The sequence below is a fragment of the Wolbachia endosymbiont (group A) of Opomyza germinationis genome (assembly GCF_964264765.1).
GTDB classification, from domain to species: Bacteria; Pseudomonadota; Alphaproteobacteria; order Rickettsiales; family Anaplasmataceae; genus Wolbachia; species Wolbachia pipientis.
Genome location: NZ_OZ183482.1, coordinates 1 through 25,114, shown reverse-complemented (window position 1 = coordinate 25,114; position 25,114 = coordinate 1). Strand labels below are relative to the sequence as shown.

The following is a 25,114-nucleotide window of genomic DNA, read 5'->3' as shown; positions in this document are numbered from 1 at the left end:
TTAAATGTTAAAAACAACTGCTTTAAAGCGTGGTACTCATTTTCATTCAAAACATTTCTAGCCACATTACACCTACAAATTAACTAACTATTAATGTTCTATAATATACATATTTCCAAACTATGTCAATTATTTCATAAATATCTTTGGTAAAAATTATTTCTGTTATGACTAGCATGATAAGTGTATGAAGCGACTAAAATTGTCATTACAGCGCTTAGTGTACGACAGTGCTCCAACATTTAGGGTTGCAGTTTTCATGGCAGATCTGAGTAGCTGACCCATCTAAGAGGTGTCATTCAAGTAGCTGACACTGGAATGGCTTTGTTGCATCGCACCTTATACGGTAGTAATTTACAATAAATTCATGTAGCCATTTCGAATTTAGTCATTTCAGTGTTGGCTACTTGGATGACACCACCTGCTATGCTGCAAATTGCAACGTTCGTACACTAAAGTATAGTGTGTTACTAACGAAGGCAAACAAATATCTGCTTTATGAAAACGTTAATATTTTTCATTGAAATAATACATAAATACTAGAAAAACCTTGGCAGGTTATTCGCGTTTGATTATCATAGAGAATTATATAAATTAATAAATGATCTATGGCAAGTAACCCAGAAGAAAGAAATAGTGATAAACAAAAAGCGCTAGATAACGCAATAAGCCAGATTGAAAAAGCATTCGGTAAAGGTGCAATAATGAAGTTGAAGCAAAACCCTGTAGAAAAAATAGACACAATATCCACAGGATCAATTGCGCTTGATTCGGCTCTAGGTGTTGGAGGTCTGCCAAAAGGGCGTATAATTGAAATATTTGGCCCCGAGAGTTCTGGTAAAACCACTCTTGCCTTGCACGTGATTGCTGAAGCACAAAAAAAAGGAGGATCATGCGCATTTATCGATGCAGAACATGCATTGGATGTCTTATATGCTCGTAAACTTGGGGTAAGCACTGATGATTTAGTGATTTCACAACCAGACACTGGAGAGCAGGCGTTGCATATTGTTGAGTATTTAGTGTGTTCTGGTGCGGTTGATGTGATAGTTATTGACTCTGTCGCAGCATTAACTCCAAGAGCTGAAATTGAAGGTGATATGGGTGATCAACATATGGGGCTGCAAGCAAGGCTTCTAAGTCATGGGCTACGGAAACTAACCTCTGCCGTTTCAAAAGCGAACTGTATATTGATATTTATTAATCAAATTCGTATGAAAATAGGAGTAGTGTATGGAAATCCTGAAACTACCACGGGTGGAAATGCATTAAAATTCTATACTTCTGTAAGGCTTGATATAAGAAAAGTTGGTGTAATAAAAGACAAAGAAAATATTACAGGTAATGAAACAAGAGTTAAAGTTGTAAAAAATAAAGTTGCTCCTCCATTTAGAGAAGCGAAATTTGATATAATGTACAATGAAGGTATATCAAAACTCGGAGAAATAATAGATATGGGAGCAAAGCTTGGTGTGCTTGAAAAAGCAGGCGCTTACTATTCATATAACAACACACGTCTTGGGCAAGGAAGAGAGAATGTAAAAACTTACCTAAAAACAAACAAAGAAGTCGCAAATGAAATAGAAACGAAAATCAGAGATTTACTCAGAAATCATGATAATTCTATCATAATAGACGAGGATAGTGAGCAACTTTTAGAAGAATCAGTTTTCTGATCTAAACTTAGGCATTAGATTTTGTGTTGGACGGGTTGTTACAGTATGACGGTAATTCTATGTGCTAATATAACAATCTGTAATGTTACCTTGTATCAAAAAGACTTTGCTGAAGCAGTTAAAAAAAGCTTTTCATGAGAAATTATAAATGATAAATTGTTAACAATAGGTTATTGTTAATAAGATTATGTGTTTTGGTTTACCTAATATAAACAGGGAAGGTTATTCATTTATAGTAGTTTCCTTTATAGTAACGTGTATAGCATTCTCTATATCTTGGGGGTTTGGCGTTACGTGCTTGTTTCCGACATTATTGTGTACTTATTTCTTTCGTGATCCAGCAAGAGCTGTGCCAAACAATAAGAATCTTATATTAAGTCCTGCTGATGGTGTGATTTCAAAAATTGAAGAAGTTAATTATCCTTTATCAGCAGAAAACGGAGAGGAGAAGAAGTTTACGCTTGTTAGCATATTTTTAAGTGTTTTGAACGTCCATGTGAACCGTATACCAATATCTGGTACGATAAAGGAAATGAGTTATAAAAAAGGCAAGTTTGTATCCGCAATGAGCAATAGGTCTAGTAATGAAAATGAAAAGCAGGTTATTGTAATTGAATACGAAAAGGGGAAAGAAATTATTGTGGAGCAAATAGCTGGATTAATTGCACGTCGTATCGTTTGTAATTTAGGAATATCCCAGAACGTAAAAGCAGGTGAAAGGTTTGGAATTATAAGGTTTGGCAGTAGAGTGAATATCTATGTTCCTGCTGATACAGAAGTCAGAGTTTCAGAAGGGCAAACTGTTATTGGTGGTGAAACAATTATAGCAAACTTAAATAAGGAAAACGTTCAAGAGAAGCTTACTTTTGACGTTATATGAATAACGAGGGAAGTAACAGTAGATTCTTACCTATTACTAAATTATTCCCAAACTTTATAACTTTATTGGGTTTATGTTCTGGTCTCACTTCACTTAAATTTACATTTAATGAACAATGGGAATTCTCAGTAATTTTTATCATCATTGCAGCAATAATAGATGGAATGGATGGCAGAATAGCTAGAATTCTAAAATCAACTAGCGATTTTGGAGCCCAGCTTGATTCTTTTGCAGATTTTCTAAATTTTGGTGCAGCGCCTGCATTTCTTTTGTATTTTTGGAAGCTAAACGAAATCAAAGTCATAGGTTGGATTTTAGTAATGATATACGTAATCTGCATATCAATAAGACTTGCAAGATTTAATGTTTCGCTACACTCAGAACAACCATACTGGGAAAAATTTTTCTTTTCTGGTGTTCCAGCTCCAGTGTGTGCTTTACTTTCTTTGTTACCAATAATTATTACCTTTCAATCTCATGAGAGTGAATACTTACTTCTCATAGAGCGATTTTTTAACACAAGAAACGTAGCTTGTTACTTTCTGGCCATTTCATTTTTTTCGATAAGTCACATTCCAACTTTCTCTGCAAAATATATTTATATTCCCAAAAGCCTATCCTATATATTTGTGTCATTTTTTGGAGTACTTATTGTATTTTTCATCAGTAAGCCCTGGATGACTCTACCAATTTTAGGTATAGTGTATACACTTACTATTCCAATAAGCATCGGGTTTTACATATATTTTACATATAAAACTCGTTAGCTAACAAAAAATAGAAAACTGCATGATTTTGAAGATAAGTGAACTATTAAATTCATTTCTGTATATAAAGATATTCAACATTCCATTTATAATTATTTGGGTAATTGCAACTGGAATCTTTTGTACTGCCCAGTTCAAATTCATTAACTTTAGGTTACTTAAATATGGAATACAGACGCTATTCAATCTAAAGTGTAATAACAGCAACAATGGCATAATCACTCATATTCAAGCGTTTGCAACAGTAATTTCAGGAACAGTTGGTCTTGGAACAATATCAGGAGTTGCAATAGCTATCACAATAGGGGGCCCAAGTGCAGTTTTTTGGATGGTAATTACCGGAATACTTGGTATGTCGATAAAGTTTGCCGAGGTGGTGCTTGCATTTACTTATCGCTCTGAAAATACAACTGGCGGGGCTTTTTATTACATGAAGTACGGGCTTGCAAAAATTGGATTTGCAAAAACTGGTAGATTTCTTGCCTTCACTTATGCGATTATGCTACTTATTGCAATGATTTTGGGCGGTATACCATTTCAAGCAAATCAAATAGCAGCACTATCAAATAACCTCCTAGAATACAACGCATCCATTATTATATCCCTGCTTGTCTTTATTGTAATATTGGGAGGAATAAAGCGCATTGCTTTCGTTTCAACGAGCTTAGCACCAATTATGATAGTGCTATATGTGGGTATGTGTATATATTTAATTTATGTAAACGGAAGTAATTTGCTGAATGCTCTATCCATAATATTCCAAGATATCTTCAATAAATCAGCTATAGGAAGCGGAGTATTGAGCGGATTAATAGCCGGAGTGAGAAGATCAGTGTTTGCTAACGAAGCAGGTACCGGAACAGCAGCTATAGCACATTCAGCTGTAAAAGAAGAAGATCCAATTAAAGTTGGGTGCGTTGCAATGATTGCACCACTTATAGACACAATATTAATCTCATTTTTGACTGGTATTGTGATAATTATCACTGGTATGCATAGCACTGATAACGTGGGTGATATTACACTAATTAGTTCGATATTTTCAACAGCTTTGCCCTTGTTCAGCAAGTTAGTTTTTCCGCTAATGATGTTTTCCTTTGCATTTTCCACAATAATAGCTTATTGTTACTACTGTGAAGTTGCTTTGCTGTATTTATTTGGTAGTAAAAAAATACTGATACCGTTCCAAATTCTTATAGTGGTTTCAGTGTATATCAGCTGTATGTCAAAGAATATAGAATTTATATCTTATCTAGGTGACAGTTTGTTTATGTGCCTTATGATTCCAAATGCTGTTGCAATATATCTACTAAGAAGGGAAGTTTTGAATACAATAGATTCTTATTACAATTCTAAAGGGTATTAACATGATTTATAGATTGCTTTGTATGGTGTTATTTTGCCTATTGTTTAATGATGTGTACGCTGCTTCAGGTTTTTACGAAAGTTATGACGCTGTGTTGAATGGAATAAATAACTTCATGAATGAAGTACTGTTTTTCAAGATCCTTTACGTGCCATTTATAATCCTTCTACTAGTTTTTGGTTATGTGTTTCTAACATTACGTTTTGGATTTCTCAACATAAGAATGTTTAAGCATGCGTTTGCTATTTTATGTGGAAAATATGACACGAATCACCATGATGGTCATATTACGCATTTTCAGGCATTTATGACTGCACTTTCAAGCACAGTAGGCCTTGGAACTGTTGCTGGAGTCGCAATTGCAGTTTCAATGGGTGGACCAGGAGCGGTGCCTTGGATGATGATTACAGGTTTTTTTGGTATGTCAGCAAAATTTGCTGAGGTAACGTTGGCGTTTAGACATAGAACAGAAGATCAGGACCAATTGTTTAGTGGTCCCTTTCAGTATATAAGGAATGGTCTGGAGGAATTTGGATTTAAAAAACTTGGTATTGTGCTGGCTGCCATGTATGCAGTATTCTTTGTATTATCAGGTCTTGGTGGAAGTGTAGCGTTTCAAACCAACCAAATGGTTTCAATATTATCTGGCTATTCAAGTTGGGTAGATGGTCACTCTTGGTTTCTTTCTTCCATAATTTCTGCGCTGCTTGCTCTAGTGATTATTGGCGGAATTAAAAGGATAGCTAGAGTATCTTCTGCACTAGTGCCTATTATGTCACTTATATATATCTTGAGTTGTATTATTATTATTGCATTTAATATTCATAACCTTGGTTATACGTTGAAAATATTATTTTCCACTATGATAGATTTCAATGCTGTTGGCGGAGGGATGGTAGGAGCATTTGTTGCTGGAATTCAAAGGGCAATCTTTGCCAGCGAAGCAGGTGTTGGTTCTGCTTCAATTACTCATGCAACAACTAAAGATGAAGAACCAGTAAGAACTGGACTAGTCGCTATGATAGAACCATGCTTTGACACAATGTTAATTTGCTGTTTAACAGGAATAACAATAGTAATAACAGGTGCATACCAAACAGGTGTTGGTGAGGGAATATTAATTACTCACAAAGCATTTGAGACAGTTTCTCCATGGTTTCCTATCCTTCTAACAGTAGCTGCTCCTTTGTTTGCATTTTCTTCAGTAATTTCGTTTGTATATTGTTGTGAAATGGGGTGGCTATATTTATTCGGTGCAAAAAGTATAGTGATATACCGCATAGCGGTAATAATTGTGGCGTTTTTCTCTGGTCTTTCTAAAGATATAATGGCTATTGCCAATATCGGTGGAACTTTATTCTCTTGTTTAGCTCTCATCAACATGACAGCGCTTATACTGTTTAGTAATCAGATTAACGATGAAGTTCAGTGCTACCTAAAAAGGCTGAGGAATAATAAAATTAATTAGGTTCTTGGTATAATGGAAAAGTATGTAGTCCTTATACTGTCCTACATACTCGGTTCAATACCGTTTAGCTTAATCATTACAAGAATAAAAGGGATAAACTTAAGAGAAGTAGGTTCAGGAAACATTGGTGCTACAAACGTTGCAAGGACGGGAAATAAATTTCTTGCTGCTTTGGCATTATTTCTGGATTCCTTTAAGGGATTTATTGCCGTTTATATAGCACAACAATTTTGTGATAATAACGATTTTTATATATATGTATCTGCAATTTTAGCAGTTTTAGGACACATGTTTCCTATTTGGCTAAAATTCAGTGGAGGAAAGGGCGTTGCAACCACTCTAGGGATACTGATAGCATTTAACATCGATATTACTTTAGTATTCGTAATAATTTGGATAATAGTCTTTCTTGCCTTTAGATACTCTTCCCTTGCTTCACTCAGTGCTACTTCAACGGCTGTAGCATGGTCCTTTTTTTTTCAGAGGAATTTGTTCTTAACATTACTAATTATAGGAGCACTGGTCTTCCTAAAACACCACAGAAATATTGTGAATCTTCTGCAAGGTAAAGAGTATAAATTTTATAGATAATCTACTGCCAAATTATTGACACTTAAACTACGAGACAAATTGCTTGACGGTATGATTTTGTCCTCTTTGTTTAAGTCTATGATTTTTGCTTTTGTTATATTCTCTACTTCTTGAGGTGTTAAAAGACCATCTTCAATGAATTCCTTTTTTGTTTCTCTTATTTTTTCATAAAGTTGAGTAACGTGATCTTTATTTCCTTCATATACACTTTCAATTTCTAACTCTAGCTTATGTGAAGCTCCTTTTTTTAACATTTCATCCATTGCTGCTTTTGTTACTTTTAACCTTTCTTGCAAAATTTTCGTTATTTTTACTGAGTTCTACATATACCCTATAACATCTTTTTTCTCTTGGGAGCATTCTTAACCCATCTAACATGCTAATTATCTGACCTTCAATAGTCTTCTCAGCCTTTAATTTAAATTCTGCTACTTCTTCTTCTATTATCTTATTAGCTATTCTCTTAGCTCCATCCAAAGATGAATCCTTGAGAGAAAAATCTGTCTCGAGTAGATCTCGATTTAATAGCTCTAAGAATACTTTTTTTCCGATGTTTTCGAGTAAACTTTCTTGGTCATCTAAATCATGCTCCTGCAGTTTATTTCTCATGTGCTGAACCAGCTCACAACATTGTAATTTATTTAACTTTATAGAGCTAATATTTTTCATTAACGTCAGCACAATTTGTTCACTATATTGAGAAGTAATACTCAATAATTTTCTCATTAAAGGAATACTTACTTCTGAAATAAAATCATCAACTATTTTTTGACTTTCATCGTCTTCATAACCATTTTGAACGTCATACCAAGCCTTAAGAATTTCTTTATTGTTTTTCTTGTTTTTTAACCTGTCTAACATAAACTCACGTGCTTTATTTTGTGCTTCTGAGAGCAACATTTCCCTTGGGGGAGTAAATCTAATTTCTGGATCAGGATGAATACCCTCTAGCGTGCTTAACATTCTATAGATAATACCGGTGAAGCAAGTGTTAGGAATTCGCTCTTTTCTAGAGAAAGTTTGGCTATCAATTAAATTAGAAATCAATGCATCCTTTTTACTCTTAACGGCTTCTCCGTCTCCATCATTGCAAGCCCTTAAAACTAAAAGCAGAACCTGCCCACCTGTAAAGCCGGAGCTATGCTTTTGATCATCTTTGCAAAAGTCATCTAAAAATGCAATTACTCTTCCTTTATCCTCATCACTAAACTCATATGAATTGTTTATATATCCAATGAATTGAATATATTCATCATTTTTGATTACGTCTTCAGGTACTTGTTCACTATACTTACCTTTTAATTTATCAATATTTTTAATGATATCATCATTTAATTGATGGGGCAGTAAATGTTCAAGCTTAACATCAAAACTATTAACCATACCACGTAAATTCTCTTTTATACCTTCCAAAAAGAAATTTATAGAAGCTTTAAGCAGCGTAAATGGGTTAAAATCTTTTGGCCTTAGTTCACTCTGCAATAAAATTAATAGCATTGTAAGTGGTATAGTTCCCAGTAACGAAATAAGCAAGAAAGTGGTAGTGAAAGTTAGATATGTTATGAAAGCAGAAAACAAGAGGAAGGCTGCTACCTTGATTGTATTGTTTTTAAAAAATATTTCCCAATATTCCCTTTTGCTCATTTTTTGCTGTTTTGCCGTTTTTATTTCTTTGTAGATATAAAGAGTTTTAATTTCAGACCTGAAGAACATAGTACCAAGAGAAAAAAGAACATTAACAGGATTAGTGATAATGCTTAACGAGACAAAAGCTCCAAAGTAGCTAACAAATTTTAGCTTACTAGAATCCTTTGAAGGAAATTGTATTTGAGAAATACCTATCATAGCTTACCTTCAACATCATTACACTCTAGTAATAGCATAATAATTTAAAACGTCAATGTTTAAGTATCTTATTATCCGCACACTCATCGTATTCGATCTCGACTGTAGAGTGTGCTATCTCGAACTTATCTAGCAATATTTTTTTTATTTCATATAAAACATTGGTGTGCTGCACATTTTGCTTTATTTTAGCATGCATGGTAATTATAAAATAATTATCAGACAGCGACCATGTATGTATGTGGTGCACATCTATCACTTCAGGTAATTCTGATGTGATCTTACTTTTTATCTCTTCAGCAGATATACCCTCAGGCGTACCTTCAAGGAGTATATGGCAAGAATTTTTGAGAATTTTATAGCCGCTATTTAGAATTATCACACTAACAAATACTGATAAGATTGGATCTACTATTTGCCATCCAGTAAGCATGATAATTATAGATGCAAGTATAGCAGCTACAGAACCTAAAATATCTCCTATAACGTGTAGTACAGCACTTTTTATGTTTATATTGCTCTCGCATTTACTATGTAATATAAAAAAGACTATTATGTTAGAGACAAGACCGAGTGTAGCAATTATTAACATTACTTTCCACTCAACATTGACTGGAAAAATAAACCTCTTTATTGACTCAATTATAATGATTACTGCAATGAGGAATAGAGTTAAACCATTAACAAATGCTGCAATTATCTGCAACCGATGATATCCGTATGATCTCTGCAAATCGGATTTCTTAGCTGAAAACCTATGTGCTAACCAGCTTAAAACCAAGGCAAAGAGGTCAGTGAGCATATGCCCTGCATCTGATAATAGAGCAAGCGAATGTGAAATTATTCCACCTACTATTTCCATAAACATTGTTATCGCAACTATTATTATGGAATAGATTAAGCGCTTGGACTGCGCTGCTGAGTGTTTACCGTTATGCACTGCTGTCATATAAAATCTTTTCATAAACAAAAACGTGGGTAACACTGGGTTCGAACCAGCGACCGCTTGCACGTCAAGCAAGTGCTCTACCAACTGAGCTAATTACCCATCGTGGTTTTAGTATAGTGCTTTGGTGGAATGAAAGTCAATAAACCACTTTGCTTTTGTCCTTGTCCAATGTGATTCCGGAATATAGCTGTATAGAATTTCAGCCATATTCTAAATTTTACATATTAAGTTAACTATCTATACTTTATTTATTAAGATATAAATTATATTAATACAGGGATTTACGTTTTTTTTAGGGAAATTACTTTATGCTTGATATTGAAAGATCAGCAAATTAGAGGTTAAAATTATGACAATTAGTCAACAAGTAAATAAAAATATAACTAAAGCAGAATATTTCAACAATAACGGCAAAGGGTTTAATTCGCCACATGTTATAGAAGTTGAAGATTTAAATATTAAAGTAGAGGTTTATTCCCACAATTTAAGAGCAAGTAAAGTTGCTAACATTGAAAGTGAGATAAGAGAAACAGCTACTAATTTTAAAAACGCATTCGAGTTAGAACGCGGCAGTTCAGAACAAACATTTAAAATTTACATGTTTGATGACAAGGATGATTACACTCACCTTGGCGGAAGCGAGCGTTTCGGTTCTTACCTTGGAGACGAAGGTGGTAAATGTTACTACAAAGGGAAAGCTGACGTTTTTGCTGAAATGTACGTCTACCAGCAAGGTGGCATTCATAACCTTCAGCATGAATTTGCACATGGTTTAACTTACTTGGCTACAGGAGGCAAATCTTTACCTACAGTATTAATGGAAGGAATTGCAGACTACTTTGAGCATCATTCAGATCATAAATTCAATTCTCAAGGATCAAGTATCGACAAAACTGAAGCTGCAAATTTGGATTTAGATAAAATTTTAAGTTTAGAATACTCAAAGGACAGCGAAGCAAATAGCTTGGTTTATAAAACAGGTCATGCGTTGATAATGTACTTACAGGAAAAAGATCCTAGTTTATTAAGAGACTACCTAGATGCTTTACGTCAAGGTAACTCAGATGAGTCAAAAAGTTTCTTGAAAGACATAAAAGGACACGATACTGACTTCAAAAGTTGGCTTGCTGAGAATGATACAGAAACTGCAATGGAACATCTCAACGCTTTGCAAGTTACAAAAGGAGATTTCATAGCAATTGGTCAAGAAATAGTGGGTGGAGAAATTAAAAACGTATCCTACTATAAAGCAAATATAGAAAAAATGGATGGAGAAAACGTTGGAAGTTTTTCTCCTGTAGAACACGTTGCATTTTATGATGTTGCTCGTGCTATAAATAGGGCAACAAATGATACACTTGATATATCAAAGGAATATCATTTCCTCAAGGTAGTAAAAACTTCCGATGGACAGGATAAACTAACTTACTCTGACCAACAAGGTAATGAGTACCGAAACAGTCTAGAGTATAAAAATCAGGCTTTTAGAATGCTATCAAAGTATGATGAAAATTTAAAGAAAGCTTATGATGATGCATTAAAAAATCTGGATGAGCAGAGGCAAATGGAATATCCCAAGATAAATAAAGAATATAGCGAAGGGAAGATTTCTTACGAAGAGTATTCAGACAAATATTATTCAATTCCCTCCAAATATGAGGAATTAAAAAGTACCTTACTTGATAAAACCATAAACACTGGCTTAGAACAAGTAAAAGCGACTAAGAACATCGACGTAGAAAAGATGTTAGGAGAGATGATCAACATCGATTCAAACTTGATAAGAGGTACAAATCATATTGATCTACAAGAAGGTAAGATTTTTTCTATGCAAGCTCATGGTCAAGGAGATATGGGTGCACTGTCTATATATGACGGAAATACAAAGCTTGGAGAATTATTGAGCGAATCAGGATTTTTTAAGCAAGTTGAAGGCCAAACTAAAGAAACTTTCGTTTTTGAGGATATATTGCACAACTTAAATGTTTCATACGAAGGCGGTGCTTACATGGCAGTTACAAAAGAAAATGGTCATTATAAAGCTTCCCTAATAGATGGCAGAACAGTTGAACGCGATGAATACTTTGATGAAGCGCATTTACATGAAAATGAATTGTTGCATCCTAGCACTGGACACATCCAAAAAGATTTAGATTCTCTGCTTCTTAGAGGTACCAAAATTTTGAATCATCAGGATTCAGAACATGCACAATATTCTGATGAGCAAAAGGCAAATGGAGTAATCGTGGAAAAAGGAAAATTACTGGATAATAAGGGAACAGATAGGACAGACGATGATGTATATGAAGCTGTCGTAAAGCAAGGAGACGAGCGCTTACATGAATTTAAAAATATGGGCTTTTATATTACCGAGAAAGGTGATCTATTTATTCATGACCATGGAGCAAACGTAAGGTTTCAACTACCACAAAGTATTACTCACCTAAAATTAGTGGAAAAAGATGGAGCATATAAGCTTGTTCCGGTGACGAAAGATGGGAATGAACATCCAGTAGGTATGCCAAATATATCAGACGAATATAGATATATAGATCCAATATTTGCACATGAATATGAAAAGAGAGATTATTCCCATAAACATGTAAATGTGGGCCTTATAAACTTAGAGAAATATGGCTCTGGCAAACTTTTTGCTATAAAGTACGACCCAAATGATTATCACATACAAAGAAACTCCAGCGGTGAAATAGTTAGAATAAAAGATCAAACATATTTCACTAAAGTAAAATTGTTTGATGGTGATGAAGAAATTGGAATGTTGTCTAATAACTTTCACAATTTCAAAGGGAAAATATTCTTTTCTGCTGACTACAACTACAGTTATAACGATTTCCTAGCATCTGTTTCTCCTCAAGTTGAAATTGAAGATATGGGAAATGGAAGTAAAAAAATAACTTTTGATCAAGGCAGTGGCGATATCGGTGATACTAATAGAGGCTACACGGACTATCAGAGAATATTTACAAAAGAGAAACAAACCGAAAGTCCAAAAGGGCAAGTAAGTGAAACTAAGACAGAAGTTCATAGTACTACTAATGTTGTTGCACAAGCTGCTGAAGAGAAAACTGCATCAAACGACAATAGTGAAATGCAGTCTGATCAGCCACAAATTCCAACAAGGGCAAAAAGGTCAGCTTCAGTGGAGGAGAAAGAGCAAGAACAGGTAGTATTAAAAGACACAATTCTCAAAATAGAAAAGAGCTACGAGCAGGACTCAGAAGGGAAGCATAAGGCAAATGTAACGATAAATTATAATGATGTGAAAGCCTTGTATGATAGAGCGGAAGGAGCAGAAAAGCAATCTGTGTTAGATTTTTGGAACAAACTGCACACATCAGATTATAAGGTTGGTGCTTTGCCGGAAGACAAATACTATTTTGAAAAAGGCAAATTCGTAATCCACGATAGTGGCACAAAGAAGCTTATAGTGTTACCTGAAGATAAGGTGTCCATCAAGATAATGAAGGATGGTGATAGTTATAGTTTAGCTATATCAAGTGGTAATGGCAAAGTAATAAACAGCATTAGTAAAATAGATAATCCAAATTACGAATTGCTGTCAGATTCAAGTCATTTCAATTCAGGGGAGCAAGATAATATTGTATTATCAGATCAACATCACGAATATAATCTTTATCTAGAGAATGGTTTTGTGAAAATGTTCGATTGCGCAAGCGATCACATTTATCACGACCACAACTCGGCCTATATCTAATACATACAAGGAGGGCAGTGCCCTCTTCTTGTCATTCCAGTGTCAAGCACTGCCGTCTTGGATGGAAACCAGCGTCACGCCATGGAATGACAGGGTTTGTCATCCGAGTAGCCCCTTCGGTGTCATCCCAGTGCCCAGACACTGGGATGGCTTTGTTGCATCGCTACTTATGAAAGGCTAACTATAATTAGGATTATAAGCAACCTATTGAAAATCTTGTTTTTTTGCAATCAATCTGATCAAATTTAAGAATAGTAATTTATTATTTATATTAATAAATTTAATTCTATTGAAAATAGCTAAAGCATTGAAATTCTTGAATTTTAGCCGGATTAGTGAGTGGTAGTGAAATTTCTTTTACTCAAATTTAGGTATTCACTGACCGTTCTTGTTATAAATACCAGAATAATAAGCTACTGATATTCTCCACCTTTTTTATCTTTAATCCATCATAGCTAGCGATGCAACAAAGCCCACTGGGATCCAGAAAACTTAACTTTAAATAAGTGGCTGCATAATAAAGGCTGGATTCCAGACTGGAATGACATCATCTGCTACACACTTGAATGACAAGAGAAGAATTCTGAAACAACAAGTTTCAAGGAAATCTTATGTAAAATCTAACATTAACGAAAATTATACTATTTTCATGCATGCTATGGTTTTTGTAATTAATGGAGGGTGATATGGCGTTGAGTGAAAAATTGAGTACAATAGATACAATAGAAAACCTTGCAACTAACAAAAATTTTTTAGGAAAATTGATAGTGGAACTCAATAAAGGTGCTAATGATAAAGGTATATATACTAAAAAAGGTGTGGATGATGAGTTGAGAAAGAAAGCTAATACTGCAGATGTTTACACTAAAAGAAATGTAAATGATGAGTTGGCAAAAAAAGCTGACAAGAATTACGTCGATGCTGAGCTAGGAGAGAAAGCTGGTGCAGCTGATCTAGCCAACAAAGCTAATACTGCAGATGTTTACACTAAAACTGATGCAGACACTGCTTTTGTCAAAGCTACAGAGCTTAAAACAAAAGCTGCAGCGAAAGATGTCGTGGATGCTATAATTGCTTCTACTGATTTTACCGATAAAGTATACACTAAAAATGATGCAGATACTGCGTTTGTTAAAACTGCAGATCTTGCAACAAAAGTTGCAAAAAAAGCTGTTGTGGATGCTTTAATACCAGAATTAGCAAAAGGTGCTGATGATAATGGTATCTATACTAAAAAAGGTGTTGATGACACGTTTCTTAAAACTGCAGATCTTGGAACAAAAGTTGCAGAAAAAGCTGTTGTGGATGCTTTAATACCAGAATTAGCAAAAGGTGCTGATGATAAAGGTATCTATACCAAAAAAGGTGTTGATGATGCATTTGTTAAAACTTTAGGACTTACAGATACGCTAAAAACAGAAGTAGTAAAACAGCCTGTTGTGGATGCTTTAATACCAGAATTAGCAAAAGGTGATGATGATAATGGTATCTATACTAAAAAAGGTGTTGATGACACGTTTCTTAAAACTGCAGATCTTGGAACAAAAGTTGCAGAAAAAGCTGTTGTGGATGCTTTAATACCAGAATTAGCAAAAGGTGCTGATGATAATGGTATCTATACCAAAAAAGGTGTTGATGATGCATTTGTTAAAACTTTAGGACTTACAGATACGCTAAAAACAGAAGTAGTAAAACAGCCTGTTGTGGATGCTATAACTGCTTCTCCTGATTTTACAAATAAGGTATATATTAAAGCTGCTCCAGCCGATGAAGTTTACACTAAAACTGCTGCAGAGACTGCTTTTGTTAAAGCTACAGAGCTTAAAACAAAAGCTGCAGCGAAAGATGTCGTGAATGCTATATTTGATGCAAAAGACGGCGACAAATCAATTTTAGTGGATAAATTAGGAGGATTTCTTGATGCTACTGACACAGCGTATGGTGACAAAAATGATCAAACAGCAAAGGTGTTCTTAGGAGGTAAAGGGCTAAAAGGGGAGACAGGAGCCACTGGTCCTAAAGGAGCAGATGGTAAAGATGGAGCTCAAGGCCCACAAGGGGAGACAGGGGAGACAGGGGAGACAGGAGCAGATGGTAAAAGTCCAACAGCTGCTGAAATAGCTACTGAGAAAGCCTTACAAGAGCATGTAACAAAGATAAGCATACAAAGTCCAGAATTTAAAAGAGCTGTGCAAGAGGAAATGTCACAACCGTATTTTGAGCCTCCAACAAGTGATGATGCTGCACTTAATTGGACTTGGTAATACAGCTTAGATCCAAGTAGTCACGCTACTTGGATGACGTCATATGGTCCTCTGATGACGGAAAAAGGACTCGGATAACACCCTACAATGTCATTCCAGCGCGTGACGCTGGAATGGCTTTGTTGCATCGCTACTTATGAAAGGCTAACTATAGTTAGAATTATAAGCAACCTATTGAAAATCTTGTTTTTTTGCAATCAATCTGATCAAATTTAAGAATAGTAATTTATTATTTATATTAATAAATTTAATTCTATTGAAAATAGCTAAAGCATTGAAATTCTTGAATTTTAGCCAGATTAGTGAGTGGTAGTGAAATTTCTTTTACTCAAATTTAGGTATTCACTGACCGTTCTTATTATAAATACCAGAATAATAAGCTACTGATATTCTCCATCTTTTTTATCTTTAATCCATCATAGCTAGCGATGCAACAAAGCCCGCTGGAATCCAGCCTTTTCATAATCATTAAAATGTTGTATTTTAACATAAAACGGCTACTTTTATGCTTACTAACTTAATAAAATTCCTGGATCCCAGTGTCTGGGCACTGGGATGACACCCTACTAGCAGAAGTTACTCTCAAATGTTTGTTCATGTTAGCTACAAACATTAAGAAATTTACCAAACGAAAAAAAGGCAAAAGAAGCCCCAGTCATTGTCTATTTTCAGTATTGGCGTTTTTTAAGTCTTAAACACTGCAATTTAGCTGCTTTTAAATGCAACTCATCTTAGTTTAAATGTTTAAGAAATTTACTAAGCAGAAAAAAAGGCAAAAGAAATCCCGTATTAGCTAGTTGTCATTCTCTAATCCTGCAAATTGGCGTGCTATACTGTCTTAAACGCTTTATAAGCGCGTTTCAGCTTATATAGGTAAAAACCCAGAAATGTTGTGAAGACGTAGGGTGCGCATAGTGCAAAAAATTAAAAATAAGACGCCAATTACGTAATACTGTTGTCGTTTAATCTGCACAGATTGAAGATAAATGAATACCTTTAGTTTCATGATAAGAGGGCTGGCGAAGGGTGTCAAGTAAGTTTTTTCGTTTCTACCAGCTACTTGGATGACACCACATAAATTAATAAATAGGAAAATTACTACAAATCCTTTCAACTTTAGCTTTTACTGCTTTTTCGACACTTGAGCTATTTCCGCTGATTAATCCTTGAATTACTTCATTTATTAGACCAGCTATCTCTTTAAAATTTTCTGCCTCAAGTCCGCGTGTTGTCTCAGCAGCGGTGCCAAAACGGAGCCCTGAAGTGATGGTCGGCTTTGCTGTATCAAATGGTACAGAGTTTTTATTACAGGTAATACCGGCTCTCTCAAGGCTATCTACAACGTCTTTTCCAGTTAATTTCTGCGATCTTAAGTCAACTAGCACTATATGAGAGTCAGTGCCACCGGTTATAATGTCAAGTCCATGCTTTTGCAATTCTTGAGCCAGCACTTTCGCATTTTCCACGACTTTCTTGCTATAAGTCTTAAACTCTGGTGCTAATGCTTCTTTAAATGCAACAGCTTTTGCAGCTATCACATGCATAAGTGGCCCGCCCTGCAATCCTGGAAAAACTGCGGATTGAATTTTTTTGTGTAATGCTTCATCATTGGTCATCACTATTCCACCACGAGGACCACGCAAAGTTTTGTGAGTCGTGGAAGTCATAACATGTGCATATTCAGCAGGGGATGGATATTCGCCCGCTGCAATAAGCCCTGCATAGTGAGCAATGTCTGCAAGCAAATAAGCACCAACTTTATCTGCAATCTCGCGAAAGCGTTTGAAGTCCATTTTTCTTGGATAAGCAGAAGCACCAGCTATGATCAATTTCGGTTTATGCTCCAGCGCCAGCTTTTCTATCTCATCCATATTGAGCAGATAAGTGTCTTTATTCACTGTATATTGAATTGACTTAAACCATTTACCAGAAAGGCTTGGTGCCGCACCATGAGTTAGATGCCCACCGCAACTCAGTGATAATCCAAGTATTGTATCGCCTGGAGTAAGCAGTGAAGCAAATACCGCCTGGTTTGCCTGAGAACCAGAATGAGGTTGAACGTTTGCAAATTTAACACCAAACAACTTACAAAGTCTTTCTATAGCCAGACTTTCAATTTTGTCCACATGCTCACAACCACAGTAATATCTTTTACCTGGATAACCTTCTGCGTATTTATTAGTCAGAAAAGAGCCTTGTGCCTCCATTACCGCTTTGCTTGCAAAATTTTCTGATGCAATTAATTGCAATTGTGATTTTTGGCGTTGTAATTCTTTTTCTATAGACTGATAAACCTCGTTATCAAAAGACTTTAAACTATTTTTAGAGCCACAGATTTTTTTTAAAACACTCATCATAGATCAAACCTCGCTTTAATTTTAAGATGCACAAGCAATTTTAAGACTGCTTATCCTGCTTTTTTAACCATAAGAGCCCAAAAACAGCTATCAGCAAACATACAGGAATAATAGATGTTGCTTTTATCAGCAATTCAGCACTATACACAGGATTTCCTTGTATCACTGTCCTATCCCAACACAAATCTATTATTTTTGCGATCCCAGTGTGAAAAAAATAGCCAAAAACCATGACTATCATATTTGACACAGCTGTAGTTAATCCTATTAAGTTATTATTTACATAACTTAATGCTTTGTACAGTGTTACTATTTGATATCCAGAAGCGAAACCTATAACAAGAAGTGCAGGCAATACAATATACAATCCGCCAGCCTGTGTAAAAAGTAAAAGGAAACTAGCAATCATTGCAAAGGAACAGACAATAATAACTTCATAATGTCTATTTGGATATTTTTCTAATATGTGAGCAAAAGAGAGCAATCCAGCTGCAAATCCTACATATATAACAGAAGAAATTGAAGACGCTAGATCACCGGCCATTTGATATACCTCACATAAAAAAGCTTTTGTCCAAGCATCAGCAAAACCTTCTAGTGGACCTACCATTAAGCCACCAAAAAAACTAATTAGAATGATATATTTATTGAAAAGCACAGTTTTTAGATCCTTCATGCTAATTTTTTCTTTTCGAAAGTCGTAAGCATTGTAAGGAATAACTAAAAATAAAGATAAAGCGAGTAAGAAACCAAACCCTGAAAGAATATAAATTACGTAATTCCAACCAAACTCATCAAGCAAAAGTTCTATTGGTAGACCACCATATATTGCCCCTAATAGCCCTATAATAACAGATATGCTTGCCATTTTTGCTGATTTTTCTCGCGGAAAATACATACTGGCAACTTTAAATACTCCTATTACTGACGCAGACGAGCCAATCCCAACAATTATTCTACCTAATACTGAATAATACCACTCATCAAAGCACACAAGAGGTAATGTTCCAATAGATACCAAGACAGCACAAATAGGTAAAACAATTTTTGGACCGAATCTATCAAAACAAAGACCAACAGGGATATGAACTAGTGTAAATCCCACATAGTAGAGACCATTAAATTGCCCTAAATCTGCAATGCTTATATTAAATTTTGTTATTAATACAGGCGCAATTATGTTTGGCATGACACGTAACACATACTGGTATGCATAGAAAAGAGATACTATCAACCATACAAAAAAATTACTTTTCGACATACCTACCACCTAATAAAACCCAATTACAATTAAAACAAAAATATCAAAGTAAAATAAAGTATTATATTTCATAATAACAAGAGCCTTAAATTAGTACATCTAACGATTTTATCATACGAGCCTTCGATAAATTATCTACTTATTACAATCAACTTCTCTAAAATCTTTATTTTTTAACCATAAGAGCCCAAAAACAGCCACCAGCAAACATACAGGAATAACTGATGTTGCTTTTATCAGCAATTCAGCACCATACACAGGATTTCCTTGTATTATTGTTCTATCCCAACACAAATCTACTATTTTTGCGATCCCAGTGTGAAAAAAATAGCCAAAAACCATAACTATCATGTTTGACACAGCTGTAGCCAGGCCTACTAAGTTATTATTTACATAACTTATCGCTTTGTAAATGGTAACCACCTGATATCCAGATGTGAAGCCAATAATAAAAAGCGTAGGTAATACAACATACAAGCCACCAATCTGAGTAAAAAGCAAAAGAAAACTAGCGATCATTGCAAATGAGCATGCAATTATTACTTCATAATGCTTATTTTTATATTTTTCCAATAAATAAGCCAAAGAGAATGATCCTGTTAACATTCCTATCAATATTACGGAAGAGAGAGAAGATGCCAAGTCTTCATTCATTTTATATACTTCAAAAAAGAATGCTTTCACCCAACCATCGGCAAAACCTTGCATTGGACCGACCATGAGTCCACCAAAAAAGCTAATTAGAATAATATGCTTGTTGAAAAGTATGTTTTTTAAGTCTCTAATGCTAACTTTTTCCTGTTGAGCATTGCTTTCAGGCGTTACTAAGAACAGCAACAGAGCAAGTAAACACCCAAATGCTGAGAATGTATAGATAACATAATTCCAGCCAAATTTATCGAGTAAGAAGTCTAAAGGTAACCCGCCACATATCCCTCCCAAAATTCCTATAATTATAGATAAGCTGGCCATTCTTGCTGATTTTTCTTGCGCAAAATACATGCTTGCAACTTTAAAGATTCCAATTGCCGAAGCGGATGACCCAATTCCCACAATTATTCTTCCAATTATTGAATAACTCCACTCATCAAAGCATATAAGCGGTAGTGTTCCGGTAAATGTCAAAACGGTACAAGCAGGTAAAACAAACTTTGGTCCAAATCTATCAAGGAAAAGACCAATAGGTATATGAGCTAGCGTATAGCCTACATAGTATAACCCACCAAACTGGCCAACATCTGCAATACTTATGTTAAATTTTGTTATTAATTCAGGCGCAATTATGTTTGGAATTACGCGTAATATATATTGGTATGCATAAAACAGTGACGTCAACAACCAGATTAAAAAATTCCTCTGCAACATGAATCTCAGCTAAAATTTAGGATTATAGATACTTTAGTTATAAAAAACAATACTATATTAATCATCTAAATCTGCTTAGCTCTTTTTACAGCTTATAACTTTAAGTAACCAAAAGCCTATCATTCCTATTAGTAGGCATATAGGTATTATTAACATAGACTTAACCATTACATCAGTTCCATAAAATGGCTTTCCATCGATAATTTCACCGTTCCAATAAAAATTCATTATATTTGCAATAATGACGTGAAAAAAATAACCAAAACTCATAACTATGGAATTACCTACAGATCCTGCACTTGCTACTGCTTCGTTTTTTACACAACTTACAACTTTAGCAGTAAAAACAATTTGGTATGCAGAAGCAAGACCAATAATGAATAGTAATATACATGCCAGGAGTTCACTAATATTGCATATAAAAAGTAATAAGAACACAATTATCATGGCCATAGCACAAGAAATTATTATTTCATAGTGCTTGGTTGGATTTTTTGCTAATATGTAAGGAAGTAATAAATGCCCAAAGCCAAAGCCTATTAGTATCCATTTTGAAATGCTATATGCAATGTGTCTATCTATAGCGTAATCTCATGCAAGAATGTTGCGGACCACGCATCTGCAAAGCCTTCTAATGGTCCAACCATAAAACCGCCAAACAAACCTATCAATAAAATATCTTTATTAAATATAACTTTGCTTAAATTTTTAATATTTAATTCTTCGTCTGAGGTGCCAACTTTAGGTATAGATATAAAGGTAGTTAAAGCAAGCAATAATCCAAGCATTATACACACAGTAAATAAATAATCCCACCCAAACTTATCAAGTAAGACATGTAATGGTTTGGTGGCAAATACACCACCTGAAATGCCAATAATAACCGATATGCTGAACATCATGGCAAATTTTTCTCTATGGTAATAGATTCTTATTATTTTAAAGAGTCCAAGTACTGAAGCAGAGGATCCAATACCAGTAATTATTCTTCCAATAATAGAATAACTCCAATCATTAGAACTGACTAAAGGTAAAGCACCTAAAGATGTTAATGCAATACAAATCGGTATAACAACTTTAGAACCAAATCTATCTAAAAGAATACCTACAGGAATATGTGCTAACACATAACCTACATAATACAGTCCACAAAATTGTCCTATTTCTGTTGTTCCTATATTAAACCTTACTACCAATTCAGGAATTATAATATTTGGAATTACGCGTAATATATATTGGTATGCATAAAACAGTGACGCCAACAACCAGATTAAAAAATTCCTCTGCAATACTTTACCCCAAAGCTAGCATTATAGATACTCTGTTTATAGAAAACAATATTTTTATGAATACTTATTTTAATTTACCGGAATTTTATACAGTTGAACTCATAGCCAACATAAGTAGTTTATGCATTAACTAAATTTTCCAGGTTCAAGTTTGGATGATGGAAAAAGTTCACTTTTTCTATTTTTAAAAGAGACCTTTTATTTTACTTATAATTTTTTCTACCATATCTACAACTGGCTCATGAATAAGGTATATGAAAAAAATTACACCACAAATGATAAGTATATTTATGATTTTACCCTTATTCATCTTTATCTTGAGCTTCACTTTTGTTACAAGATCCATTTTATTTATGTTTTTATTTCATGCTGACAATTATATCTTAAATACCATAATTTTCAGTAAAATTTGACTTCAGAAGTATTCTATTAATTCAATATTAACCTTTTTATGTGTAAAATAGTTAATATAATATTAAAGCAGGCTGATGAATATAAGCACGATAGATAATACGCTGCAAAATTACATAACAAAATACATTGAACAAACATTCGCTACACACGTGCTAGGCAATAGATACGACAAATTGTATAGGAAACTTCTAAGTGGTATAGAAGAGATAATAAAGCTTGCTGTAAATGAAGCAAAACACTACGATGAAAATTTAGAAGATCTATATAACGATTCAAGATTTAATAAGAAATTTATTCAAGCTGTTGCTAAACATCAGGTGTCGGAATTTTTAAATACTTATCCGAAAAGAAAAGAAATTGTTGCAGAATTTTACAATGAACATCACATTAACGAAAGTGATTTAAAGACTCTGGAAAAGGGGAAAGATTTAGTAAATAAAATAAATAACATTAACTTACTGCAACAAAATGAAAAAAATGAGGAATTCAATATTAGAAAGACACTTGCTCAATCAATAAAAATGCCTTCCATAGAAAAACACAAGTTAGAACATTCAAAATAACCTTGGCGAAGTATGGCAAAATATACAACTTATGGATAGTCTATTTCATTTTAACTCCTGGCACGCTTTAGTAATACTATCACATCCAATTTCTAATTGTTCCTGAGAGGTTGCATAAGAAATTCTGATAAAATTTTCTAGACCAAATGCAATTCCTGGAACCACAGCAACCAAATGATCTCCCAGTAAGTATTCAGTAAAATCTAAATCATTATTTATTATCTTACCACTTTTTGTGCTTTTACTGAGCAATCCTTCACATGAGACAAATAAATAAAACGCACCTTGTGGAACAGACGCTGATAATCCCGGGGCAGAATTTAGCTCTTTCACCATAAAATCTCTACGACTCTTAAAAATCCTTGTTCTTTCTTTCAAAAAACTATGATCACCGTTTAATGCTGCTGCTGCTGCTGCTTGTGCTATCGAATTTGGATTAGAAGTGCTTTGAGACTGCAGCGTAGAGATAGCTTTTACCACATCACTTCTACCTGCAATATACCCTATTCTCCAGCCTGTCATTGCATAGGCTTTTGATACTCCATTGACTACAAAAACTCTATCATAAAGCTTCGGCTCAACCTGAGCGATAGTAAAAAACTTTTCGTCGTATATTATATGCTCATAAATATCATCTGTAACGACATTCATATGTGGATATTCAAGCAATATTTGTGCTATGTCTTTCAATTCATCACATGTGTACACAGCTCCTGCAGGGTTGTTCGGTGAGTTAAGAATTAACCATTTAGTTTTTTTAGTTATCCTGCTTTTCAATAATTCCGCTGTCAGTTTAAAATTTTGTTTGCATTCTACTACAACTGGCAAGCCGCCAAAAAGACTTACCATATCAACATATGAAACCCAATAAGGAGCTGGAATAATAACTTCATCTCCAGAGTTAATTGTTGCCATGAACAAATTGAATAACACCTGCTTAGCACCTGTACCAACACAGATTTGGTTAAGCGTGTACTCGAGGTTATTATCCTTTCTTAACTTATTAATTATTGCTTCTTTCAGCTCACGCGTTCCATCAACAGCAGTATATTTAGTCTTACCTTCACTTATTGCTTGAATAGCTGCTTTTTTTATATGATCTGGAGTATCAAAATCCGGTTCTCCTGCAGCTAAAACACAGATCTTTTTTCCTTCATTTTTCAACTTATTTGCCTTATCAGTTACAGCAATCGTAGGTGATGGTTTTATTAGGGACATTCTTTTTGCAAGGTCTGACATATCTTACTGAAGCTAAATTCAAATGATAAACCCCGTACAACAAAAAAGCTAGAATTTTGTGTATTGTATTAGTAGCTTTTTACCAGGTTTACCAATGCAGCAATATTTTCAACTGGAGTATCAGGGAGTACTCCATGTCCGAGATTAAATATGAAGGGTAAATCTCTAAAGCAATCTATTATACGTTTTGCTTCTTTGATTGCTTCCGTTTTATTATAGGCTAAAAGATTAGGATCAAGGTTTCCTTGTAGAGGGATGTTTAGATTCGCTTTCGCCCATTTTATTGGAACATTATAATCTATACTTACTGCAGATACACCTGTTTGTTCGCAGTAATCTTTATAAAGATTTCCAGCAGACCTTGGAAAACCTATTATTGGAAAATCAGAAAATCTATCCTTTATTGCCAAGATAATTCTCTTTGTTGGTTCGATAACATATTCTTTAAACAATGGTTCCGATAACGCACCAGCATTACTGTCAAATAGCTGAATAACATCTGCTCCAAATTCTATCTGTTTAATTAGATAAATAATCGTTACTTCCGTTATTCGTTCAATTATTTCCTTCAAACACGAAGGATAAAAATTTAATACTTTGGAAAAAGTTTTGCTGCTCCTACCTTCTATGATGTATGAGGCTACTGTCCATGGTCCACCAGCAAATCCTATGAGAGATTTTTCTTTTGGTAATTGGCTTCTGACTTTTTTTATAGCGTTTAGAATTGGTAAGGTTTTAGTTTCAATTTCTTGTGGACCCTTCAATTCCTTAGGACTTTCCACGGGTTTTATTATTGGACCTACACCGCGTACGAAATTCACGTCACAACCCAAAACATCAGCTATTATTAAAATGTCTGAAAAAATTATCGCCGCATCCATGTCAAATCTTGTCACCGGCTGTAACGTCAATTCTGTCACTAAATCTGTGTTGTAGCATATCTCCATAAAATTATTCATATTTTCTACTGCTTTGCGGTACTCAGGAAGAGACCTGCCAGCCTGACGCATTAGCCAGATAGGCACTCTTCCACCCGGCTCATTTCTCTTAATAATTTTCGCTATTGTTGTTTTGCCGCTTTCCA

At 34.5% G+C, this 25,114-nt stretch carries 17 protein-coding genes, 1 tRNA gene and 2 pseudogenes; 10 read left to right on the top strand and 10 right to left on the bottom strand.

What is annotated here, in order from left to right; all coding sequences use genetic code 11:
* The first annotated feature begins 608 nt into the window (after positions 1–608).
* The 6 genes from recA (at position 609) to plsY (ending at position 6,748) form a co-directional block, all read left to right on the top strand.
* Complete coding sequence (gene recA / locus ACFEL3_RS00100; protein ID WP_010963008.1) at positions 609–1,676, top strand: recombinase RecA; 1,068 nt, start codon at positions 609–611, stop codon at positions 1,674–1,676.
* 187 nt (positions 1,677–1,863) lie between these two features.
* Positions 1,864–2,556 (top strand): phosphatidylserine decarboxylase, encoded by a 693-nt coding sequence (locus tag ACFEL3_RS00095; protein WP_007548750.1) that lies wholly within the window; start codon positions 1,864–1,866, stop codon positions 2,554–2,556.
* Positions 2,553–3,323 (top strand): CDP-alcohol phosphatidyltransferase family protein, encoded by a 771-nt coding sequence (locus ACFEL3_RS00090; protein ID WP_010963007.1) that lies wholly within the window; start codon positions 2,553–2,555, stop codon positions 3,321–3,323. The genes ACFEL3_RS00095 and ACFEL3_RS00090 overlap by 4 nt, the downstream gene beginning before the upstream one ends.
* Before the next feature lie 22 nt (positions 3,324–3,345).
* Positions 3,346–4,689, top strand: a complete 1,344-nt coding sequence (locus tag ACFEL3_RS00085; RefSeq protein ID WP_038199325.1) for an alanine/glycine:cation symporter family protein — start codon at positions 3,346–3,348, stop codon at positions 4,687–4,689.
* A gap of 1 nt (position 4,690) precedes the next feature.
* Complete coding sequence (locus tag ACFEL3_RS00080; protein ID WP_070356966.1) at positions 4,691–6,157, top strand: alanine/glycine:cation symporter family protein; 1,467 nt, start codon at positions 4,691–4,693, stop codon at positions 6,155–6,157.
* 12 nt (positions 6,158–6,169) lie between these two features.
* Entirely contained in the window at positions 6,170–6,748 is a 579-nt protein-coding gene (gene plsY / locus ACFEL3_RS00075; protein WP_010963004.1) for a glycerol-3-phosphate 1-O-acyltransferase PlsY, read from the top strand.
* On the opposite strand, the gene ACFEL3_RS00070 is transcribed toward plsY, so the two are convergent.
* The 4 genes from ACFEL3_RS00070 to ACFEL3_RS00055 form a co-directional block, all read right to left on the bottom strand.
* Positions 6,739–7,011, bottom strand: a complete 273-nt coding sequence (locus ACFEL3_RS00070) for a hypothetical protein (RefSeq protein WP_375316760.1) — start codon at positions 7,009–7,011, stop codon at positions 6,739–6,741. The two genes, plsY and ACFEL3_RS00070, sit on opposite strands and share 10 nt — an antisense overlap.
* Positions 7,004–8,593, bottom strand: coding sequence for a hypothetical protein (locus tag ACFEL3_RS00065; protein ID WP_264374273.1), 1,590 nt, complete (start codon positions 8,591–8,593; stop codon positions 7,004–7,006). The genes ACFEL3_RS00070 and ACFEL3_RS00065 overlap by 8 nt, the downstream gene beginning before the upstream one ends.
* Positions 8,594–8,645: 52 nt before the next feature.
* Positions 8,646–9,542, bottom strand: a complete 897-nt coding sequence (locus tag ACFEL3_RS00060) for a cation diffusion facilitator family transporter (protein ID WP_006280506.1) — start codon at positions 9,540–9,542, stop codon at positions 8,646–8,648.
* 26 nt (positions 9,543–9,568) lie between these two features.
* Positions 9,569–9,641 (bottom strand) — tRNA-Val (locus ACFEL3_RS00055).
* Between the two features lie 250 nt (positions 9,642–9,891).
* Between ACFEL3_RS00055 and ACFEL3_RS00050 the strand changes: the two genes are divergently transcribed.
* From ACFEL3_RS00050 to ACFEL3_RS00040, 3 genes are all read left to right on the top strand, one after another.
* A complete protein-coding gene (locus ACFEL3_RS00050) occupies positions 9,892–13,278 on the top strand; it encodes a peptidase M2 (protein WP_264374274.1) in 3,387 nt (1,128 codons plus the stop codon).
* A 17-nt stretch (positions 13,279–13,295) separates the two neighbouring features.
* On the top strand, positions 13,296–13,451 hold the full coding sequence (locus ACFEL3_RS00045) for a hypothetical protein (RefSeq protein ID WP_155975178.1): 156 nt from the start codon (positions 13,296–13,298) through the stop codon (positions 13,449–13,451).
* A gap of 513 nt (positions 13,452–13,964) precedes the next feature.
* Positions 13,965–15,542: a collagen-like protein gene (locus ACFEL3_RS00040; protein WP_375316759.1), complete on the top strand. Its 1,578-nt coding sequence runs from the start codon at positions 13,965–13,967 to the stop codon at positions 15,540–15,542.
* Between the two features lie 1,079 nt (positions 15,543–16,621).
* On the opposite strand, the gene glyA is transcribed toward ACFEL3_RS00040, so the two are convergent.
* From glyA to ACFEL3_RS00020, 4 genes and pseudogenes are all read right to left on the bottom strand, one after another.
* On the bottom strand, positions 16,622–17,899 hold the full coding sequence (gene glyA, locus ACFEL3_RS00035; protein ID WP_010962995.1) for a serine hydroxymethyltransferase: 1,278 nt from the start codon (positions 17,897–17,899) through the stop codon (positions 16,622–16,624).
* A gap of 40 nt (positions 17,900–17,939) precedes the next feature.
* Positions 17,940–19,160: an MFS transporter gene (locus ACFEL3_RS00030; RefSeq protein WP_010081954.1), complete on the bottom strand. Its 1,221-nt coding sequence runs from the start codon at positions 19,158–19,160 to the stop codon at positions 17,940–17,942.
* 135 nt (positions 19,161–19,295) lie between these two features.
* Positions 19,296–20,525, bottom strand: a complete 1,230-nt coding sequence (locus ACFEL3_RS00025; protein WP_010962993.1) for an MFS transporter — start codon at positions 20,523–20,525, stop codon at positions 19,296–19,298.
* 75 nt (positions 20,526–20,600) lie between these two features.
* Positions 20,601–21,814 (bottom strand): annotated as a pseudogene (locus tag ACFEL3_RS00020) (MFS transporter).
* A 488-nt stretch (positions 21,815–22,302) separates the two neighbouring features.
* On the opposite strand from ACFEL3_RS00020, the gene ACFEL3_RS00015 reads away from it, so the two are divergent.
* Positions 22,303–22,791, top strand: a complete 489-nt coding sequence (locus ACFEL3_RS00015) for a hypothetical protein (RefSeq protein ID WP_006280043.1) — start codon at positions 22,303–22,305, stop codon at positions 22,789–22,791.
* A 45-nt stretch (positions 22,792–22,836) separates the two neighbouring features.
* On the opposite strand, the gene ACFEL3_RS00010 is transcribed toward ACFEL3_RS00015, so the two are convergent.
* Positions 22,837–24,030: a pyridoxal phosphate-dependent aminotransferase gene (locus ACFEL3_RS00010; RefSeq protein WP_010082012.1), complete on the bottom strand. Its 1,194-nt coding sequence runs from the start codon at positions 24,028–24,030 to the stop codon at positions 22,837–22,839.
* 91 nt (positions 24,031–24,121) lie between these two features.
* Positions 24,122–25,072 (bottom strand): annotated as a pseudogene (hemE, locus tag ACFEL3_RS00005) (uroporphyrinogen decarboxylase); the annotation flags it as partial.
* Between the last annotated feature and the right edge of the window lie 42 nt (positions 25,073–25,114).

What these genes read in the sequence shown, in the direction of transcription:
- ACFEL3_RS00060 (WP_006280506.1), bottom strand. Translation starts at nt 9,542, where the DNA reads ATGACAGCAGTGCATAACGGTAAACACTCAGCAGCGCAGTCCAAGCGC.
- glyA (WP_010962995.1), bottom strand. Translation starts at nt 17,899, where the DNA reads ATGATGAGTGTTTTAAAAAAAATCTGTGGCTCTAAAAATAGTTTAAAG.
- ACFEL3_RS00015 (WP_006280043.1), top strand. Translation starts at nt 22,303, where the DNA reads ATGAATATAAGCACGATAGATAATACGCTGCAAAATTACATAACAAAA.
- ACFEL3_RS00010 (WP_010082012.1), bottom strand. Translation starts at nt 24,030, where the DNA reads ATGTCAGACCTTGCAAAAAGAATGTCCCTAATAAAACCATCACCTACG.
- ACFEL3_RS00065 (WP_264374273.1), bottom strand. Translation starts at nt 8,593, where the DNA reads ATGATAGGTATTTCTCAAATACAATTTCCTTCAAAGGATTCTAGTAAG.
- ACFEL3_RS00050 (WP_264374274.1), top strand. Translation starts at nt 9,892, where the DNA reads ATGACAATTAGTCAACAAGTAAATAAAAATATAACTAAAGCAGAATAT.
- recA (WP_010963008.1), top strand. Translation starts at nt 609, where the DNA reads ATGGCAAGTAACCCAGAAGAAAGAAATAGTGATAAACAAAAAGCGCTA.
- ACFEL3_RS00085 (WP_038199325.1), top strand. Translation starts at nt 3,346, where the DNA reads ATGATTTTGAAGATAAGTGAACTATTAAATTCATTTCTGTATATAAAG.
- ACFEL3_RS00030 (WP_010081954.1), bottom strand. Translation starts at nt 19,160, where the DNA reads ATGTCGAAAAGTAATTTTTTTGTATGGTTGATAGTATCTCTTTTCTAT.
- ACFEL3_RS00090 (WP_010963007.1), top strand. Translation starts at nt 2,553, where the DNA reads ATGAATAACGAGGGAAGTAACAGTAGATTCTTACCTATTACTAAATTA.
- ACFEL3_RS00025 (WP_010962993.1), bottom strand. Translation starts at nt 20,525, where the DNA reads ATGTTGCAGAGGAATTTTTTAATCTGGTTGTTGACGTCACTGTTTTAT.
- ACFEL3_RS00095 (WP_007548750.1), top strand. Translation starts at nt 1,864, where the DNA reads ATGTGTTTTGGTTTACCTAATATAAACAGGGAAGGTTATTCATTTATA.
- ACFEL3_RS00070 (WP_375316760.1), bottom strand. Translation starts at nt 7,011, where the DNA reads ATGGATGAAATGTTAAAAAAAGGAGCTTCACATAAGCTAGAGTTAGAA.
- ACFEL3_RS00080 (WP_070356966.1), top strand. Translation starts at nt 4,691, where the DNA reads ATGATTTATAGATTGCTTTGTATGGTGTTATTTTGCCTATTGTTTAAT.
- ACFEL3_RS00040 (WP_375316759.1), top strand. Translation starts at nt 13,965, where the DNA reads ATGGCGTTGAGTGAAAAATTGAGTACAATAGATACAATAGAAAACCTT.
- plsY (WP_010963004.1), top strand. Translation starts at nt 6,170, where the DNA reads ATGGAAAAGTATGTAGTCCTTATACTGTCCTACATACTCGGTTCAATA.